16 protein-coding genes are annotated in these 17,936 nt (G+C 66.3%); 14 read left to right on the forward strand and 2 right to left on the reverse strand.

Going from position 1 to position 17,936, the window contains the following annotated elements; genetic code table 11:
• Positions 1-89 precede the first annotated feature (89 nt).
• Positions 90-1,349, reverse strand: a complete 1,260-nt coding sequence (locus tag HMPREF3174_RS02990) for an ATP-binding protein (protein ID WP_070447814.1) — start codon at positions 1,347-1,349, stop codon at positions 90-92.
• A 354-nt stretch (positions 1,350-1,703) separates the two neighbouring features.
• Between HMPREF3174_RS02990 and HMPREF3174_RS02995 the strand changes: the two genes are divergently transcribed.
• Positions 1,704-3,566 (forward strand): S1C family serine protease, encoded by a 1,863-nt coding sequence (locus HMPREF3174_RS02995; RefSeq protein ID WP_244899224.1) that lies wholly within the window; start codon positions 1,704-1,706, stop codon positions 3,564-3,566.
• Positions 3,567-3,607: 41 nt separating this feature from the next.
• Here the strand turns inward: HMPREF3174_RS02995 and HMPREF3174_RS03000 are convergent, their stop codons facing one another.
• Positions 3,608-4,861 carry an isochorismate synthase gene (locus tag HMPREF3174_RS03000; protein WP_070447817.1) on the reverse strand — a complete coding sequence of 418 codons (1,254 nt, stop codon included), beginning with the start codon at positions 4,859-4,861 and terminating at the stop codon, positions 3,608-3,610.
• 39 nt (positions 4,862-4,900) lie between these two features.
• On the opposite strand from HMPREF3174_RS03000, the gene HMPREF3174_RS03005 reads away from it, so the two are divergent.
• From HMPREF3174_RS03005 to nuoK, 13 genes are all read left to right on the forward strand, one after another.
• Entirely contained in the window at positions 4,901-5,602 is a 702-nt protein-coding gene (locus HMPREF3174_RS03005) for a class I SAM-dependent methyltransferase (RefSeq protein ID WP_068538654.1), read from the forward strand.
• 129 nt (positions 5,603-5,731) lie between these two features.
• A complete protein-coding gene (locus tag HMPREF3174_RS03010) occupies positions 5,732-7,003 on the forward strand; it encodes a geranylgeranyl reductase family protein (RefSeq protein WP_062613377.1) in 1,272 nt (423 codons plus the stop codon).
• Positions 7,004-7,094: 91 nt separating this feature from the next.
• Positions 7,095-7,454, forward strand: coding sequence for an NADH-quinone oxidoreductase subunit A (ndhC, locus tag HMPREF3174_RS03015; protein ID WP_062613379.1), 360 nt, complete (start codon positions 7,095-7,097; stop codon positions 7,452-7,454).
• Between the two features lie 5 nt (positions 7,455-7,459).
• Positions 7,460-8,014 (forward strand): NADH-quinone oxidoreductase subunit B, encoded by a 555-nt coding sequence (locus tag HMPREF3174_RS03020; RefSeq protein WP_062613381.1) that lies wholly within the window; start codon positions 7,460-7,462, stop codon positions 8,012-8,014.
• 17 nt (positions 8,015-8,031) lie between these two features.
• Positions 8,032-8,712, forward strand: a complete 681-nt coding sequence (locus tag HMPREF3174_RS03025) for an NADH-quinone oxidoreductase subunit C (RefSeq protein ID WP_070447820.1) — start codon at positions 8,032-8,034, stop codon at positions 8,710-8,712.
• On the forward strand, positions 8,712-10,055 hold the full coding sequence (locus HMPREF3174_RS03030) for an NADH-quinone oxidoreductase subunit D (protein WP_062613385.1): 1,344 nt from the start codon (positions 8,712-8,714) through the stop codon (positions 10,053-10,055). The genes HMPREF3174_RS03025 and HMPREF3174_RS03030 overlap by 1 nt, the downstream gene beginning before the upstream one ends.
• On the forward strand, positions 10,055-10,732 hold the full coding sequence (gene nuoE / locus HMPREF3174_RS03035; RefSeq protein ID WP_070447823.1) for an NADH-quinone oxidoreductase subunit NuoE: 678 nt from the start codon (positions 10,055-10,057) through the stop codon (positions 10,730-10,732). Before HMPREF3174_RS03030 ends, nuoE begins: the two co-directional genes overlap by 1 nt.
• Positions 10,729-12,069 (forward strand): NADH-quinone oxidoreductase subunit NuoF, encoded by a 1,341-nt coding sequence (gene nuoF, locus HMPREF3174_RS03040; RefSeq protein WP_062613389.1) that lies wholly within the window; start codon positions 10,729-10,731, stop codon positions 12,067-12,069. Before nuoE ends, nuoF begins: the two co-directional genes overlap by 4 nt.
• Positions 12,066-14,648, forward strand: coding sequence for an NADH-quinone oxidoreductase subunit G (locus HMPREF3174_RS03045; protein WP_062613390.1), 2,583 nt, complete (start codon positions 12,066-12,068; stop codon positions 14,646-14,648). Before nuoF ends, HMPREF3174_RS03045 begins: the two co-directional genes overlap by 4 nt.
• Entirely contained in the window at positions 14,645-15,967 is a 1,323-nt protein-coding gene (gene nuoH, locus HMPREF3174_RS03050; RefSeq protein WP_062613393.1) for an NADH-quinone oxidoreductase subunit NuoH, read from the forward strand. Before HMPREF3174_RS03045 ends, nuoH begins: the two co-directional genes overlap by 4 nt.
• The gene (nuoI, locus tag HMPREF3174_RS03055) at positions 15,968-16,645 is read left to right on the forward strand and encodes an NADH-quinone oxidoreductase subunit NuoI (RefSeq protein ID WP_062613394.1); all 678 of its coding nucleotides are present in this window, start codon (positions 15,968-15,970) and stop codon (positions 16,643-16,645) included.
• Complete coding sequence (locus tag HMPREF3174_RS03060; protein ID WP_062613395.1) at positions 16,645-17,625, forward strand: NADH-quinone oxidoreductase subunit J; 981 nt, start codon at positions 16,645-16,647, stop codon at positions 17,623-17,625. The genes nuoI and HMPREF3174_RS03060 overlap by 1 nt, the downstream gene beginning before the upstream one ends.
• 3 nt (positions 17,626-17,628) lie before the next feature.
• Entirely contained in the window at positions 17,629-17,928 is a 300-nt protein-coding gene (nuoK, locus tag HMPREF3174_RS03065; RefSeq protein WP_062613396.1) for an NADH-quinone oxidoreductase subunit NuoK, read from the forward strand.
• Positions 17,929-17,936: the final 8 nt, after the last annotated feature.

The raw sequence follows: 17,936 nt of genomic DNA on the forward strand, positions 1-17,936 counted from the left end.
GGTAGCCGGTATTTTCACGAGTTCTGTCGGAGGGGCCCTGGAACTGGGTGCCCGGCGCCGGCCCGGGCGCCGGTAATCCGCCGGGCAATCTAGCCCCAGAGGGAGGCGACGGGGAGTGCGGCGAGGCGATCGCCGAGGAGACGCCCGCGGCTGTCTGTGGTGAGGACATATCCGGCGATGAAGCGCTCGCCCAGCTGATCACGCAACCACGTCAGGTGCTTGTAATCGACAGTCCCAACAGAGGACGCTGCCTTGACTTCCAAGGCGATGACGCGGCCGTCGTCGAGTTCAATGACCAGGTCGATTTCGCGGCCGTCCGGGCTGCGGTAGTGGAAGAGCTCCCATTCCTCCGAGGACCAGGTCTTCTGGCGAAGCAACTCGCTTGCCACGAATGCCTCCAGCATCCCGCCGAAAGCCTGGCCTCGAACGAGGTCCTTGAGCGTGGCCGGTTTTGCGCCGGTGAGCCACATGCCAAGGCCGGGGTCGCTGATGACGACCTTGTGGCGGCCCACCTCACGCTTGAGCAGATTGGGTGTCCACGGCGGCAAGAGGTCCACGAGGAACAGCCCTTCGAGCAGGCGCAGGTACTGCGCGGCAGTGCTTGCCGGAATGCTGAGCTCATTGGCCAAACGGCCGATAACCACCTCCGATCCTTGCACAGCAGAAAGCGTGCGAAGCAACGCCGTCACCTGCTCTGGGCGCTGGATCTTCGATAGGTCCTGGATATCCCGTGAGGTCACACGGGTGGTGTACGACCTCATCCACGTTTGTCTCATCCGCTCTGGAAGGTGTTGCGCTTCTGGCATGGAGCCGCGGGATATCGCGTCGACGTAATCGCTACGGGTCAGCGGCGAGGTCTCGCCTGCGGGGTTGAGCCTGCCGAGCGTGCGCGAAACGAAGTCATCCCGCATGCCGCTCAGCTCTCCCTGGCTAAAGCCGCGCATCTGCAAGCTGGCCACTCGGCCGGCCAGGCTGTCCGCGGCGGCAGTACCCGTCGTCAGCTGAGAGCTACCAGTAATCAGAAAGCGGCCGGGTCTGCGGTAGCGATCGATCTCGGCCTTCAGCGAGAGAATGAGCTCGGGCACCCGTTGAAACTCGTCAATGACCAGCATGCCGCCGGGGTTCTGAGCAAGAAAACCCCTGGGATCATCGAGAGCGACGCTTCGAGTTTCCGGGTCGTCCATCGTGAAGCTCGCAACTGACGTGCCGGCTGACGCCAACTCCTCGGAAACCTGCTGGGTGAGCGTCGACTTTCCCACCTGCCGTGCACCCAGAACCTCGACAGCCGGGAAATGATCCGTCAGCTGCCGGAGGAGGGGTGCTGAATTCCTTGGGATAATAGCGCTCATGCAGGTCATCCTAGGTACTATTCGCTTGGGCGTCTAGGCATTTCTGTTGATTGGTGGCAAGGTGCTCTGTGGTTTGGTGGCAATATGCTATGTGCTTTGGTGGCAAGGTGCTCTGTGATTTAGTGGCTGGGTCCAGCCGGCGGCCGGTGTGGGTAACTGGTGAGTCTGGGGCCGGAAGGGGCGTTTTTACTGACGAGACTTCTCAGGTTTACCTGTTGTCTACGGACGAGCCGGCGCGGAGGCGCGCCCGGGCCGGAACTCCCAGCCAAGTTTCAGGAATTCTTCACTCTTTGAAAAGATTAAAGATGGAATCTGTTCCTATAGCCGGCATCCCGGCGTTGGAAAGGAGAACGAATGAACGAGCATGAGGAACGCGGCCCCGCCGACGACACATCGGCCCCCCAGGGCGCGAACCCGGTAGCAGGTAAACCTGAAATATCGCCGGCGCAGACCCTGGCTGAGACCCCGGTCGAGGATGAGAGCGGAGCGCGCACGGAGTCGGCGCCCGCGGCATCGTCGCACGAGGAGGGCCCGGCGCCCATGATGCCGGCGCAGGAGGAGCGCCCGGCACGGGCAGAGGAGGGCCCGGCGCCCGCCGAGCAGACGCATGACGCCGCCCCGACTTTCCGCCCGACGCCGGCGGCAGACCAGCGTCCCTCGCCCATGCCAGCTCCGGTATCTGGCCAGGTGCCGAATAACCCGGAGCGCGTGCCGGGTGCGGGTGCCGGCGTCGTCCCGGGAGCTCCCGAGCACCCCAAGGTGTATCGCAGCTCGGAGGCAGGAGTGCCCCGCCCGGCAGAACAGCCGGCGCAGACGGTTTCTCAGGGGCAGGCCGGCCAGGCGGCGCGGCCTACACAGTCGGGACAACCGGCTCCGCAGGCGCAGCTCAGCCAGCCCGCCGGCTCGAGCCATCCGACGCAGCCGTTGCAGCCGACCCGGCCCACCCAGCCGTTGCCTGTGGCCGGCGGTTTCGCCAGCCCGAACGGCCCGTCGGGCTACGGCCCGCAGCCAGGCCAGCCCGGCAACCCGAACCAGCCGGGCCACCCCGGCCAACCCGGCTCCGGCCAGGCCCCTGCGTGGGCCACACCTCAGCCGGCGAAGAAGCGCCGCCGCGGCCCGGGTTGGATGGCCCTCATCGCGGTAGGCCTCATCGCCTCACTGCTGGGTGGATCAATCGGAGTGGGTGTGGTGTCGGCACGGTGGGGTACGGCCCGCCCGGCGGCGATGCCGACGTCGACAACGTCGGGAGTAACCGAGACGGTCTCGAACGTGGATGGCACGGACTGGCAGGCGGTGGCTGCAGCGGTTAGCAACGCGGTGGTCTCGATTAACGTGAGTGGCGCGAAGGGTGACACTGCCGGATCGGGCTTCATTATTGACGAAGACGGCCACATCATTACGAACGACCACGTGGTCTCGGGCGCGGACCAGGTCTACGTCACGCTCTCCGATTCCCGGGTCTACCAGGCGGAGATCGTCGGCACTGACGCGGCGACCGACCTCGCGGTCATCAAACTGGTCAACCCGCCGAAGGACCTCACCGTGGCCCGCTTCGGTGATTCCTCGGCCCTCAAGGTTGGCCAGCCCGTGGCCGCGATCGGCAACCCGCTCGGCCTGTCTTCGACCATGACCACCGGCATCATCTCCGCCCTCGACCGCCCGGTCCAGACCGTCAGCGAGTCCAGCCCGGCGTCGGCTACGCGCGTGGTGACGAACGCTGTCCAGATCGACGCGGCGGTCAACCCCGGCAACTCGGGCGGCCCGGTCTTCGATTCGAGCGGCGCGGTGATCGGCGTCGCCTCCTCGATCGCCACCCTGTCCGGGAGCGAGTCCAGCCAGTCCGGCTCGATCGGCCTGGGCTTCGCGATCCCGATCAATCTCGCCAAGACCATCGCCAATCAGCTGATCAACAACGGCGTGGCCGAGCACGCATTCCTGGGCGTGAGCATTGTCGACGGCGTCGGCCAGGCTGACGGCACGAACTGGAAGGGTGCAAAGATCGGCCGGGTGGAGCCCGGCACGCCGGCCGCGGAGGCGAACCTGCAGGAGGGCGACGTGATCCTCAAGATCGGCGACCGCGATGTCGCCTCGGCGCTCGCGCTCACGGGTTACGTGCGTCAGTTCAGTTCCGGCGACGTCGTCACCCTGCTCGTGGCCCGCAACGGGGAGTTGGTGAACGTGGACGTCACGCTCGCCACCCGCGCCGACCAGAACTAACGTCCCGCCCTGCGGCAGCCGCGGCTACCGCCCACAGGGCCTTACCCTCCGAGTGCGCCGAGCACGGGAGCAAGCTTCGCTTCCGTCTCGGCGTATTCGGCGTCCGGGTCGGAGTCGGCCATGATGCCGCCGCCGGCCCACGCGATTGCCTGCCGCCCCTCGATCCGGGCGCAGCGCAGCGCGATGCACCATTCGCCCCCGCGGGTGTCCATCCACCCCACGGGCGCGCCATAGCGGTCGCGGTCGATACCTTCTATTTCTGCGATCGTGTCGAGCGCGCGCAACGTGGGCGTGCCGCCGAGCGCCGCCGTCGGGTGAAGCGCGCCCGCCACCTGCAACGACGTCGCCTCAATCTCCAACTCCGCCCGCACCTGTGTGGCCAGGTGCAACACGTTGGGCAGGGTGAGCACCTCGGTGGGCGCCACCTCCACCCGGCCGAGCTTTTCCAGCTTCTCCACCACGGACTCCACGGCCAGCCGGTGCTCGCAGGCGTCCTTCGCCGAATCCAGCAGCGCCTGCACGTCCGCCTCGCCGCGGGGGAGCGTGCCGGCCAGCACCTTGACCTCCACCTCGCGCCCCGTGCCCGCGGCCAGCAGCTCCGGGGTGGCCCCCACCAGTCCGTCCACCGCGAACGTCCAGCACTGCGGGTAGGCCGCCGCCAGCCGTGCCACCACGTAGCGTTCGTCGATCTCGCGTTCGGCCTCCACCTGCAGCTCGCGCGCCAGCACCACCTTGCGCACGCTCCCCGCCGCGATCCGCTCCTGGATCCGCGTCACCTTGTCGCGGTAAACCGCCACATCGACGTCGTCGGCGCGCACCTTCCCGTGGCTGGCGTAGCTTCCCGACGACGGCCGAAGCGCGGCGTCCACCAGCGCCAGGGCATCCGGGGTGAGGGTGTCGAAGACGTCAAGGTCGGCGGGGCCGATGAAGGTTAGCCAACCGACCTCTCCGTCGAATCCCACCACCACTTGGGGCACGATGAGCGCAGAACCGACGGGCGAATCGGCGGCGAAGGCGAACGAGCCCATGCTCACAAGCCCGGTGCCGGGGCGGAGAAGCGTGTCACGAATCTCTGCGGCCTGCACCACCTCGATCCACCACTGCGAGGTGAGCGCGAAGCGGGTGCCCGCCCCGTCGCGCCCGTGGTCGTAACGGGCGGCCTCGCCTGCGGCAATGAAGCCGCGCCCGTCCTTCAGCCACGCGAGCGCGCCAGCCGACGCGGGCATGAGCTCGGTCAAAACCGGGGGCGTAGGCAGGGCGGTTGTCTGGGCTCGCAGGTGTGGAATGGTAAACACGAATAACGATCTTACGTGCCAAGATGGTTAAATGCAGTCATGAAACGAGCCACTCTGGAGAAGGTCCCGGCGGACGTCGCAGCGATGTTTGACCAGGTGTCCTCCAAATACGACCGCACCAACTTCATCCTCACCTTCGGCCTCATCGACGTGTGGAGAGTCGCCACCCGTGAGGCGATCGCGCCCGGCCCCGGCATGTCTATCCTCGACATCGCCGCAGGCACGGGCTCCTCGTCGGTCACGTATGCAACCGCGGGGGCCGACGTCGTCGCCTCCGACATCTCCGAGGGAATGATGGAGAAGGGGCGCCTGCGTCACCCCGAACTGAAGTTCGTCCAGGCCGACGCCACGAACCTGCCGTTCGAGGACGATTCCTTCGACGTCACCACCATTTCTTACGGACTTCGCAACGTCAACGATCCGGATAAGGCTCTGCGCGAGATGTTGCGCGTGACGAAGCCGGGCGGCAAGCTCGTGGTGACCGAATTTTCACGGCCCACCTTCGCGCCCTTCCGCCGCGCCTACCGCTTCTTCCTGGCCGACGTGCTGCCCACCATCGCCTTCGCGGTTTCGTCCGACGCCGAGGCCTACGACTACCTCGTGGAGTCGATCCTGTCCTGGCCGCGCCAGGAGGTTTTTGCGAAGCGGATCCAAGAGGCCGGGTGGAGCGATGTGGAGTATCGCAACCTGTCGAACGGGGTCGTGGCCTTGCATCGTGCGACCAAGCCGATCGAGCGTTGATGGGCCACCCATTTGCGCAAGTCAACTGTGCTGTTAATACCCGCACCATAATTTTTCAAGCCCCTAACAGTTGCGTAGACTTGGGCCGTTATGGCGAGATTTCGTGCTCGCCGGCGAAAGGTGGTGGCTATGAGGGAGCATGCTGACGTGATCGTCGTCGGCGGTGGTCCTGCCGGAGCAGCCACCGCACACTACCTCGCACAAAACGGTATCGACGTGCTCGTGCTGGAAAAGGCAACCTTCCCGCGTGACAAGATCTGTGGCGACGGGCTGACCCCGCGCGCGGTGTCAGAACTCATCCGCATGGGCATCTCCCTGCCCGAGGAGGAGGGCTGGGTGCGCAACTACGGCGTGCGCGCGTATGGCGCCGGCCACATGATCGAGGTGCCCTGGCCCGAGCTGGCCTCCATGCCTTCATGGGGGAGCGCCAACCGGCGCGTGGACTTCGACCACATGCTCATCCGCCACGCCGTGGCCTCCGGGGCCCGCCTGCGCGAGGGCGTCACGGTCACAGGCCCGCTCATCCACGAGCCCTCCGGCCGCGTCGTGGGCGTCACCGCCCGCTCGAGTGCCGACCGCAAGAAGGAGATGACCTTCTCCGCCCGCTTCGTGGTCGACGCCGGGGGAGTGGCCGCGCGGCTGTCAATCGCGGTGGGGCGGGAGAAGGACATGATGCGCCCGATGGGCGTGGCCTACCGCACCTACTTCGAATCCCCGCTGGCCAGCACCGACATGATGGAGTCCTGGCTGGAGCTGTGGGCGGGCAAGCCCGGTGAATCCGAGCAACTGCCCGGCTACGCGTGGGCGTTCGCCGTGGGGGACGGGCTCATCAACGTGGGGCTCGGCTCCCTGTCGTCCACCGCGAAGGCCACTGGCGTCGATCACCGCAAGGTCTTCCAGCAGTGGCTGGCCAACACCCCCGAGGAGTGGCAGATGAACGCCGACACCCAGCGCGGCCCGATCCGCGGCGCCGCGCTGCCCATGGCGTTCAACCGCAAGCCGCACTACGCGAGCGGGCTGGTGCTGGTGGGCGACGCGGGCGGCATGGTCTCGCCCTTCAATGGAGAGGGCATCGGGCCCGCGCTACTGGCGGGCCGCCTGGCCGCCGACTCGATCGCCCAGGCCCTGACCCACGGCCCTCTCGGTGCCCAAGACCGGGTGATGGCCGAATACCCGCGCCAGCTGGGCGCCGAGCTCGGCGGCTACTACACGTTGGGACGGGTCTTCGCCGCGCTCATCGAGCGCCCTGAGATCATGCACCTGTGCGTCAAGTACGGCCTGCCGCGCTCCACGCTCATGACCCTGGTGATGAAGCTCCTGTCCGATTCATATGATCGCCACGACGGGGATTGGATGGATCGTCTCATCACGGCGCTGTCGAAGGCGGTGCCGCGCGCATGAGCACATTTTTTCGTGGGCAAAACTGTAAAGTGAGAAGTGGTGCACACATGAGCGCCCACTTTTCGAAGATGAAAGAACATGTGGAGGACTGATGTATTCGTATGTTCCGCTTCTCGTGATGATCATTGCCGGTGGCGTGGTCGCGGTTGCCGGCCTTTTGGTGTCGGCAATCATTGGCCCCAAGCGCTACAACCGCGTCAAGGTCGCGAACTACGAGTGCGGCCTTGAAGCCACCCCGAACGCGGGGCACGAGGGCCGCTTCCCGATCAAGTACTTCTTGACGGCCATGACTTTCATTATTTTCGACATCGAGGTGGTCTTCCTCTACCCGTGGGCGGTCTCGGCCGGCTACCTCGGGCTGGCGGGTGTCATCTCGATTGGCGTCTTTGTTTTCCTCATCACCGTCCCGTTCATTTACGAATGGCGTCGTGGCGGCCTGGAGTGGGAGTGAAATAAATGGGAATTGAAGAAAAGGCATCCGGCAAGCTCCTCACGGGTATCGAGGCCGTCGGCGGCTGGGCGCAGGCCCGTTCGCTTTGGCCCGTCACCATGGGCCTTGCCTGCTGCGCTATTGAGATGATGTCGTTCGGTGCCGTGCGCTACGACGCCTCGCGAATCGGCATGGAGGTCTTCCGCGCCTCGCCGCGTCACGCAGACCTCATGCTGGTCTCCGGCCGTGTGAGTCACAAGATGGCCCCGGTTGTGCGCAACATTTATGACGAGCTCGCCGAGCCCAAGTGGGTCATCTCGATGGGCGTGTGCGCCTCCTCGGGCGGCATGTTCAACAACTACGCCATCTTGCAGGGCATCGACCACCTCGTGCCGGTGGACGTGTACCTGCCAGGCTGCCCGCCGCGCCCGGAGATGCTGATCAACGCCATCTTCGAGCTGCGCAAGCACCACGTTGAGGGCCGCCCGATCGGCGAACACCGTAAGGAGATCGCGCGCAAGGCCGAGCAGGCCGCACTTGCTGCGATCCCCGTCGAAGAGAAGAAGGGACTGCTGGCGTGAGTGAACACGAAGGCGCTATGGTGCCAAACGCTGGGGCCGGTTCGGTCATCGCTACCCGCAAGGGTATGTGGGGCGTGAAGGATACGGGCGACACCACCGGCTTTACCGGGAACGAAGAGGTCGCCGTCATCGCCCCGCCGTCGTCGCGCCCGTACGGCGGCTGGGTCGACGAGGGGGTGGACATCATCATCGAGCTCGCCCAGGCTGACGGCCTGACCGAGCGTGACGTCATCGAGAAGATTTCGGTGGACCGCGGCCAGCTGGTCATCTTCATCAAGCGTGAGCGCCTGCCGCTCGTGGCGCGCTACTTGCGCGACGACCAGGACCTGCGCTTCGAAATGTGCCTCGGTGTCTCGGCCGTGCACTACCCGATGGACAAGGGCCGCGAGCTACACGCGTACTTCCCCTTCTTCTCCATCACCCACAATCGCATGATCGCCCTCGAGGTCACGTGCCCCGACGACGACCCGCACATGCCCTCCATCTGCTCCGTCTACCCGGGCGATGACTGGTCCGAGCGCGAGGCGTTCGACCTCATGGGCATCATCTTTGACGGGCACCCGGGTCTGACACGCTCGGCGATGCCCGACGACTGGGTCGGCCACCCGCAGCGCAAGGACTACCCGCTTGGCGGCATCCCGGTTGAGTACAAGGGCGCAGTTATTCCGCCGCCGGATACACGGAGGGAGTACAACTAATGAATTCCACATACGCGACCCGCGCAGCGACCGAAGAGTCGATGGAGAACGCCAAGATTTACGAGGCCGTGGGCGGGGACTGGGGCGATATCGCCAAGGACGCTGAGGAGCTGGGCGAAGAGCACATCGTCGTCAATCTCGGCCCGGTCCACCCCTCCACGCACGGCGTTTTGCGCGTCCAGGTTGAGCTTGACGGGGAGCGCGTGAACGAAGTTCGCGCCGCCACCGGCTTCCTCCACACCGGTATCGAGAAGAACATGGAGTACCGCACGTGGACCCAGGGCGTGGCGTTCTGCACGCGCATGGACTACGTGGCGCCGATCTTCCAGGAGGTCGGCTATTGCATGGCGGTGGAGAAGCTGCTCGGCATCGAGGATCAGATCCCCGAGCGCGCCCAGGCGATCCGCGTGCTGCTCATGGAACTCACCCGCATCAGCTCCCACATCGTGGGCATCGGCTCGGGCGGTAACGAGCTCGGCGCCACCACGATGCTGACGCTAACCTTCCGCCTGCGCGAGGACATCCTGCGCATCATGGAGGACATCACCGGCCTGCGCATGAACAACGAGTTCATCCGCCCCGGCGGCGTGATGGAGGACCTGCCCGAAGGCGGCATCGACTACATCCGTGAACTGCTCCCCGGTATCCGTAACACGATCTCGGAGATGCAGGACCTGACGATGGCGAACCCGATCTTCTTGAAGCGCCACGTCGACGTCGCGGTCTCTCCGCTGTCGGCCCTCATGGCCCTGTCGATGACGGGCCCGTCGGTGCGCGCCGCTGGCGTGCCGTGGGACCTGCGCAAGACCCAGCCCTACTGCGGCTACGAGAAGTACGAGTTTGACGTGCCGGTGGCCGACAAGTGTGATGCGTACAACCGCATCAAGGTCAAGTTCGAGGAGTGCTACCAGTCGATCCGCATCATCTACCAGGTGCTGGACGAGCTGGAGAGGACCGCCGGCGATCCGGTGATGATTGACGACAAGAAGATCGCCTGGCCCGCCCAGCTCTCGATCGCTTCCGACGGCCAGGGCACCAGCCCCGAGCACGTGCGTCACATCATGACCGAGTCGATGGAATCCCTCATCCACCACTTCAAGCTGGTCACGGAGGGCTTCCGGGTACCGGCCGGCCAGGCCTACTCGATCATTGAGCACGCCAAGGGCGTGCTGGGCGTGCACCTGGTCTCCGATGGCGGCACGCGTCCCTACCGCGCGCACTTCCGCGATCCGGGCTACAACAACCTGCAGTCGCTGGCGCTCATGGCGGAGGGTGGCCTGCTGGCTGACCTCATCATCGCGCTGGCCGCCGTCGATCCCGTGATGGGAGGAGTGGACCGCTAATGGCTACGAATTACACGCCAGAAGTCGAGGCGCGTCTTCGCGCCGACGCCGCCGAGGTCGTCTCGCGCTACCCGCAGTCGCGTTCGGCGATCATGCCGCTGCTGCACCTCGTGCAGTCCGAGGATGGTTTCTGCTCGCCGCGTGGCATCACGCTGGTCGCCGACATCCTGGGCCTGACCCGCGCGCAGGTGTCCGCGGTTGCCACCTTCTACTCGCAGTACCGGCGCCACCCCAACGGCGAATACAACGTGGGCGTTTGCACCAACGCGCTGTGCGCGGTCATGGGCGGCGACCAGATCTGGGAGGAGCTCACCGACTACGTCGGCGTGGGCCACGACCAGACCACGGAGGACGGCAAGATCACGCTCGAGCAACTCGAGTGCAACGCGGGCTGCGACTACGCGCCCGTCGTCATGGTCAACTGGGAGTTCTTCGACAACCAGACCCCGGCGTCGGCGAAGCAGATCGTGGACGACATCCGTGCGGGCAGGGACATCCACCCCACGCGCGGCCCGGAGAAGGTGCACACCTTTAAGGAGATTTCCCGCGTGCTGGCCGGCTTCGAGGACGGCCATGTCGACGAGGGCCCGGCGGCCGGTGAGGCCTCGCTGCGCGGCCTGAAGATCGCCCGCGAGCACGGCTGGTCCGCGCCGAAGGCAGTGGAGGAGACGAAATGACTGAGTTTTCACCCGCAGGAACCCTCTCCCCGGTGCTGTCTGACACTTGGGACAAGGAGCGCTCCTGGACGCTCGAGACGTACCGGGCGAACGGCGGCTACCAGGCGATCAAGAAGGCCTGGGAGATGACGAAGGAAGACGGCGCGATCACGAACGTGATCAAGGACTCCGGCCTGCGCGGCCGTGGCGGTGCAGGCTTCCCCACGGGCCTCAAGTGGTCCTTCCTTCCCGCTCCCGACGGCGGCCCGCGCTACCTCGTGGTCAACGCTGACGAGTCGGAGCCGGGCACGTGTAAGGACATCCCGTTCCTCATGGCGAACCCGCACCTGCTGGTGGAGGGCATGATGATTTGCATGCTCGCCATCGGCGGCCACCACGGCTTTATCTACCTACGCGGCGAGGTCGTTCACGTCTATCGCCGCCTGCTCGCTGCCGTGCGCGAGGCCCGCGAGGCCGGGCTGCTGGGCAAGGGCCTGGGCCCGAACGGCGATTACGACCTGGACATCACGGTCCACGCCGGCGCCGGCGCCTACATCTGTGGTGAGGAGACCGCGTTGCTCGATTCGCTCGAGGGCTTCCGCGGCCAGCCGCGCCTGAAGCCCCCGTTCCCAGCGGTTGAGGGCCTGTATGCCCGCCCCACGGTAGTCAACAATGTCGAATCGATCGCCTCGGTTCCCGGCATCATCAACCACGGTGCTGACTGGTTCCAGGCGATGGGCGCCGATACGAAGAACTCCCGAGGTCACGGCATCTTTTCTCTGTCCGGCCACGTGAAGAACCCGGGTCAGTACGAGGCCCCGTTCGGCATCACGATGCGCGAGCTGCTGGAGATGGCCGGCGGCATCCGCGACGGCCACGAGCTGAAGTTCTACGCGGTGGGCGGTTCCTCGGCGCCGCTGTGCACGCCCGATCACCTGGACGTCCCGCTCGGGTACGACGAGGTGGCGGCCTCCGGTTCCATGCTCGCCACGCGCGCCATCCAGGTATTCGATGAGACCGTGTCGGTGGTCCGCGTCGTGTCGCGGTGGACCGACTTTTACCAGCACGAATCGTGCGGCAAGTGCACCCCGTGCCGTGAGGGCACGTACTGGATGCGCCAGCTCATGCACCGCTTCGAGGCTGGAAAGGCCCGCGAGGGCGAGATCGAGTTGCTGTACGAGATTGCCGACAACATTTTCGGACGTTCCTTCTGCGCGCTTGGCGACGCGGCGGCCACCCCGATCCGTTCTGCCATTGACCTGTTCCGGTCCGAGTTTGAGGCTGGCTACACGACGCCGGCCGCCGAGCTCTTCCCGCCTGAGAAGTCCGTCCTGTTCCGCGAAGTAGGTGTTCAATGACAACCACTGATCACGCACCCGTCGATCTTGTCACGATCAAGGTTGACGGCAAGGAGGTCTCCGTTCCGAAGGGGACGCTGATCATTCGCGCCGCCGAGAAGATCGGCGTGCACATCCCGCGTTTCTGTGACCACCCGCTATTGGCGCCCGCGGCGGCCTGCCGTCAGTGCCTCGTGGAGGTGGCTACCCCGAACCGTGAGGGCGTGGTGGCGAAGATGCCTAAGCCGCAGCCGGCGTGCGCGGTGACGGTGTCGCCGAACATGGAGGTCTTCACGGCCGCGTCCTCGCAGGTGGCGGAGAAGGCCCAGCACGGTGTCATGGAGTTCCTGCTCATCAACCACCCGATGGACTGCCCGGTGTGTGACAAGGGCGGCGAGTGCCCCCTGCAGAACCAGGCGATGACGGACGGCCGCGGGGAGTCGCGCTTCATTGACATCAAGCGCACCTATCCCAAGCCGATCTCGGTGTCCTCCCAGATCCTGCTTGATCGCGACCGTTGCATCCTGTGCCAACGTTGCACGCGTTTCTCCACGCAGATTGCGGGCGACGCCTTCATCCAGCTTCAGGGCCGCGGCGGCGGTTCGGCCGGGCGCGAGGTCCACGGCCTGCACGGCTCGCAGATCGGTAACTTCGACGCCTCGGTCCTCGACTTCGCGGTCGAGGGCGGCCACGCCCCGGACGTGCTCAACGATTACTCGGGCCCGGACGGCGATTCGGGCCGCGAGGTCGGCTTCTCGGCCGGCCCGGTGGCCGTGGGTGAGATGGACGTGACGGGCAAGCCGTTCTCCTCCTACTTCTCCGGCAACGTCATCCAGATCTGCCCGGTGGGCGCGCTGACGTCGGCGGCCTACCGCTTCCGCGCCCGCCCGTTCGACCTGGTCTCCGTGCCCTCGGTTACAGAGCACGACGCCTCCGGCTCCGCCATTCGCGTCGACTACCGCCGCGGTACCGTGGTGCGGCGCATGGCCCAGGAGGACATGGACGTCAACGAATCGTGGATCACGGACAAGGACCGCTTCGCCTTCCGCTGGCAGACCGGCCCGGATCGCCTCACCTACCCGCGCATCGCGGGGGAGGAGGGCCCGATCTCGTGGTTCGAGGCCCTTGAGGCCGCCGCCGATGGGCTGAATGCGGCGAAGGCCAAGGGCGTCGGCGTCATCACCGGCGGCCGCCTGGCCCTCGAGGATGCCTACGCGTATTCCAAGTTCGCCCGCGTGGCGCTCGGCACGAACGATATCGACTTCCGCACCCGCCGCGGCAGCGCCGAGGAGGACCAGTTCCTCGCGGCGCACGTGGCCGGCACCGAGCTCGGCGTCACCTACGCCGACATCGAGCATGCCGGGCACGTTCTCACGGTGGGCCTGGAGGCCGAGGACGAGATCGGCTCGGTCTTCTTGCGCCTTCGCAAGGGCGTTCTGGCGAAGACCACGGCGGTCACGGTGGTCTCCGCCTACAAGACGCTGGGCACGTCGAAGATGAACGCTCGCTTCCTGCCGGCGGTGCCGGGTACGGAGGCCGAGGTGCTCGACGCGATCGCCGCGGGCGGCGCTGAGGGCTTCGGCGAGGCGTTCGCTGATCTTTCCGCCGCCGGCTCCATCATCCTCGTGGGTGAGCGCGCGGCCGACACCCCGGGCGCGCTGTCCGCAGCCGTCCGCCTGGCCGAGCGCACGGGCGCGCGCCTCGCGTGGATCCCGCGCCGAGCGGGCGACCGCGGTGCCGTGGACGCCGGCGCCATGCCGAACCTGCTACCGGGCGGTCGCCTCGTGTCCGACGCCGGCGCCCGCATCGACACGGCGGCCGTGTGGGGCGTGGACTCGCTCCCCGCCACCCCGGGCCGCCACACCGAGCAAATCCTGGCCGCGGCCGCGGCGGGCGAGCTCGGCGCGATCGTGCTCGCGGGCGTGGAGCTGGCCGACCTGCCGGCCGGCGCCGCCGATGCCCTGCGCAACGTGTTCGTGGTCCAGCTTGAGGTGCGCGACACCGAGACCACCGCGCTTGCCGACGTCGTCCTGCCCGTGGCCCCCACGGCCGAAAAGGGCGGCACGTTCGTCAACTGGGAAGGCCGCCTGCGCCCCTTCGGGCAGACCATCGTGTCCAAGGCCCTCGCCGACCGCAAGGTCCTGACCGAGCTCGCCACCGAGATGGGTGTCGACCTCGGGCTGGAGACCCTCAAGGCCGTCGTCGAGGAAATGGCCGAGCTGCGCCGCTGGGACGGCACGCGCGCCGAGCTGCCGAACGAGGCCCCGGCTCCCGCCCCCACCGTGGGCGCGGGTCAGGCCGTGCTCGCCTCCTGGAAGCAGATGATTGACGCGGGCGCGCTGCTAAGCGGCGAGCCCCACCTGGCCAAGACGGCCCGCAAGCCCGTGGCGGTCATGAGCCCCGCCACCGCGAAGAAGGCCGGCGTCACCGGCGCGGTGAAGATCACCGGCCCGGCGGGCTCGCTGAGCCTCGACGTCGCGGTGGTCGACATGCCCGACGCCGTGGTGTGGGTCCCGCAAAACGCTGTCGGTTGCGCCATCGCCACGCTCGGAAGCCGGCCAGGCGACCTCGTCACGATTCAATCGGAGGTAACGAAGTGAATCTCTATACCGTTGGCGGAGTCGCCGCAGACTTCTCGCAAGACACGTGGTGGATCTGGGTGATCAAGGCGGTCGCGATCGTCGTCTTCCTCATTTTCTCCGTGATCTTCGCGCTGTGGTTTGAGCGCCGGCTGATCGCCAAGATGCAAAACCGCCTCGGCCCGAACACGGTTGGTCCGCTCGGCCTTGGCCAGTCCTTCCCGGACGCCATCAAGCTGATCCTGAAGGAAGACTTCTGGCTGGCGGGCGCCGATAAGGTCATTTACGCGATCGCGCCGGCCATCTCGGCAACGTGTGCGTTCGTGGTTATGGCCGTGCTCCCGGTGGGCCCGGGCGTGTCGATGTTCGGCATCCACACCCCGCTACAGTTGGCCGACTCCCCGGTGGCGATGCTCTTCGTACTGGCCGCCGCGGCGCTCGGCGAATATGGCCTGGTGCTTGGCGGCTGGTCCGCGAAGTCCACCCTGCCGCTGTACGGCTCGGTCCGCGCGGCTACCCAGATGATTTCATACGAGCTGGCCGAGGGCCTGTCGCTCGTGACGATCTTCATCACGGCCGCCACGATGTCCACCTCGGGCATCGTCGAGGCCCAGACCAGTCTGTGGAACGTCATCTTGCTCATGCCGGCCTTCCTCATCTTCCTGGTGACGATGTTCGGCGGCACCAACCGCCTCCCCTTTGACCTCACCGAGGCCGAGGGCGAGATCGTGGCTGGCGCGCACCTGGAGTATTCCTCCATGAAATTCGGCTGGTTCTACCTGGCCGAGTACGTCAACATGCTCAACATGTCGATGCTGGTCACCACCCTGTTCTTCGGCGGCTACCGCTCGGGCCCGATCCTCACCTCGCTGTTCGGCTTGTGGGGCGGGGACCCGAACGTGGGCTGGTTCCCGGTGCTCATCTTCGTGGCGAAGATGTGGACCTTCATGGCCCTGTTCGTCTGGGTGCGCGGCACGCTGCTGCGCTTCCGCTACGACCAGTTCATGCACCTGGGCTGGAAGGGCCTCATCCCCGCAGCCCTCGGCTGGCTGGCGATCGTCATGATCGTGGTCGGCATCAACATGGTGGTGCGGATCAACATGGTCCCCGTGCTCACGATCCTCGCCGTCGGCTACTCGCTCATCCTGCTGATCTGGGCTTTCGGTGATGACACGGTGAAGAAGACCCAGCAGGAGATCATCGCGGAGCGCGAGTCGGAGGAGTTCGACGGCTTCGAGAACGGCTACCCCGTTCCGCCGCTTCCCGGCCAGCACCTTCCGCCGTCGCCGCGTGCGCGTGGCCGTGCGACGATCGACACGCAGACCATTGAGGAGGCCTAAATGTCTGAAGACACCAACGCTCCGCGCTTCGAGCAGCCGGATCCGGCGCTCTACAGCCCCACGAAGAAGGGCCCGATCGGCAACTTCTTCGCGCCGGTGGCCGGATTTGGCGTGACGTTCTCGACCATCTTCCGCCCCACGGTCACGGAGGAGTACCCCTTCAAGAAGGTCCCCACCCGCCCGCGCTACCACGGCCTGCACAAGCTCAACCGCTACGCGGACGGGCTGGAAAAGTGCATCGGCTGTGAGCTGTGCGCCTGGGCCTGTCCGGCGGACGCTATCTACGTCGAGGCCGCGGCGAACACCCCGGGGGCGCAGTACTCGCCGGGCGAGCGCTACGGCCGCGTCTACCAGGTCAACTACCTGCGTTGCATTTTCTGCGCGTACTGCATCCAGGCGTGCCCCACGCGTGCGCTGACGATGTCGAACGACTACGAGATTGCAGGCCCCACCCGCGAGGACATGATTTACGAGAAGCACCAGCTCCTCGTTCCGCTCGCCGAGGGCATGCTCAACCCGCCGCACCCGATGGTGGAGGGCACGACGGACGCCGACTACTACCAGGGAACTATTACCGGGCCCACGCAGGAGCAGATCGACTGGGTTAAGGACAACCGACCCGACGATCCCTCCCTCTCCACGGCGCGGGCCACCCAGAAAGCTGAGGTCGCACAATAATGCCCACCCAGCCTCTTGAGATTTCGCTCGGTGAGACGATCATCTTCGCCCTCATGGCGGTGGCGATGGTCGCGCTCGCCGTCTACGGACTGCTCATTGCGCGCAAGGCCGTCTACTCGGTCGTTTCCGTCATCTTCATCATGGTCGGCCTGGCCGTGCTCTACACCGCGCTGGAGGCGCCCTTCATGGGCGTGGCCCAGGTGGTGGTCTACACGGGTGCCATCCTCATGATGTTCCTGTTCGTGCTCATGCTCATCGGCGTGGATTCCTCCGATTCTACACACGAGACACTGAAGGCCCAGCGCCCGGTGGCGATCGTGGGCGGGATTGGCGTGGCCGGGATCCTCATTGGCGTCGTGCTCGGCGCGGCGAACCCGGCCGCGGTTGGCCTTGCAGCCGCGAACGCGAACGGCAACCCCGTCGGAGTCGCGCAGTCGATCTTCACCAACCACATCCTCACCCTTGAGCTCACCGGCACGCTCCTCATCGTGGCCGCGCTTGGCGCGATGACGCTGACGCACCGTGATCGCATCCACGATCCGATCACGCAGGAAGACCGCGCCCACCAGGGCGTACGCGACTTCGTCACGGACGGGCGCCACATCGGCAACAAGCCGAACCCGGGCGTCTACGCCGAGTCGAACTCGTCGGCCAACCCGGGCCTGACCGCCTACGGCCAGCCGCTCGATCTGTCGGTCAACCGCGTGCTGCAGGTGCGTGGCCAGATGCGCACGGTCGGCCAGATCTCGCCGGCCACCGTGGAACGCATCGCCACTGGGACCGGCGTCTCCGGCCCGTCAACGTACGGCGTCACCGGCCGCGCGACCCTCGCGGGCATGCCCGGCGAGCTCGCCCCCGATCACGACGCCGCCCTGGCCCGCCTCGAGCAGCTTGAGAGCGGAGCGGATGTGCCGAGCGCCAGGGAGGTCGCTGACGCGGCCGAGACCACTGCCGAGCTGACGGATAAGACGGAGGAGTAAGCCATGGATCTGATGTACTACGTGGTCCTCGCGATCATCCTCTTCGTGGTGGGCGGCGCGACCGTCCTCACCCGCCGCAACGGCGTCATCGCCCTGCTCGGCGTTGAGATCATGCTCAACTCGTGCAACCTGGTGCTCATCACCTTCTCCCGCATGTGGGGCAACCTTGAGGGGCAGGTCTTCGCCTTCTTCGTCATGGTGGTGGCTGCCGCCGAGGTCGTGGTGGGCCTGGCGATCATCGTGTCCATATTCCGTACTCGCAGGACGGCGTCGTTGGACGGCGCCAACCTCATGAAGAACTAGGCAGGTGC

It is taken from the genome of Trueperella sp. HMSC08H06 (genome assembly GCF_001808465.1).
GTDB lineage: Bacteria > Actinomycetota > Actinomycetes > Actinomycetales > Actinomycetaceae > Trueperella > Trueperella bernardiae.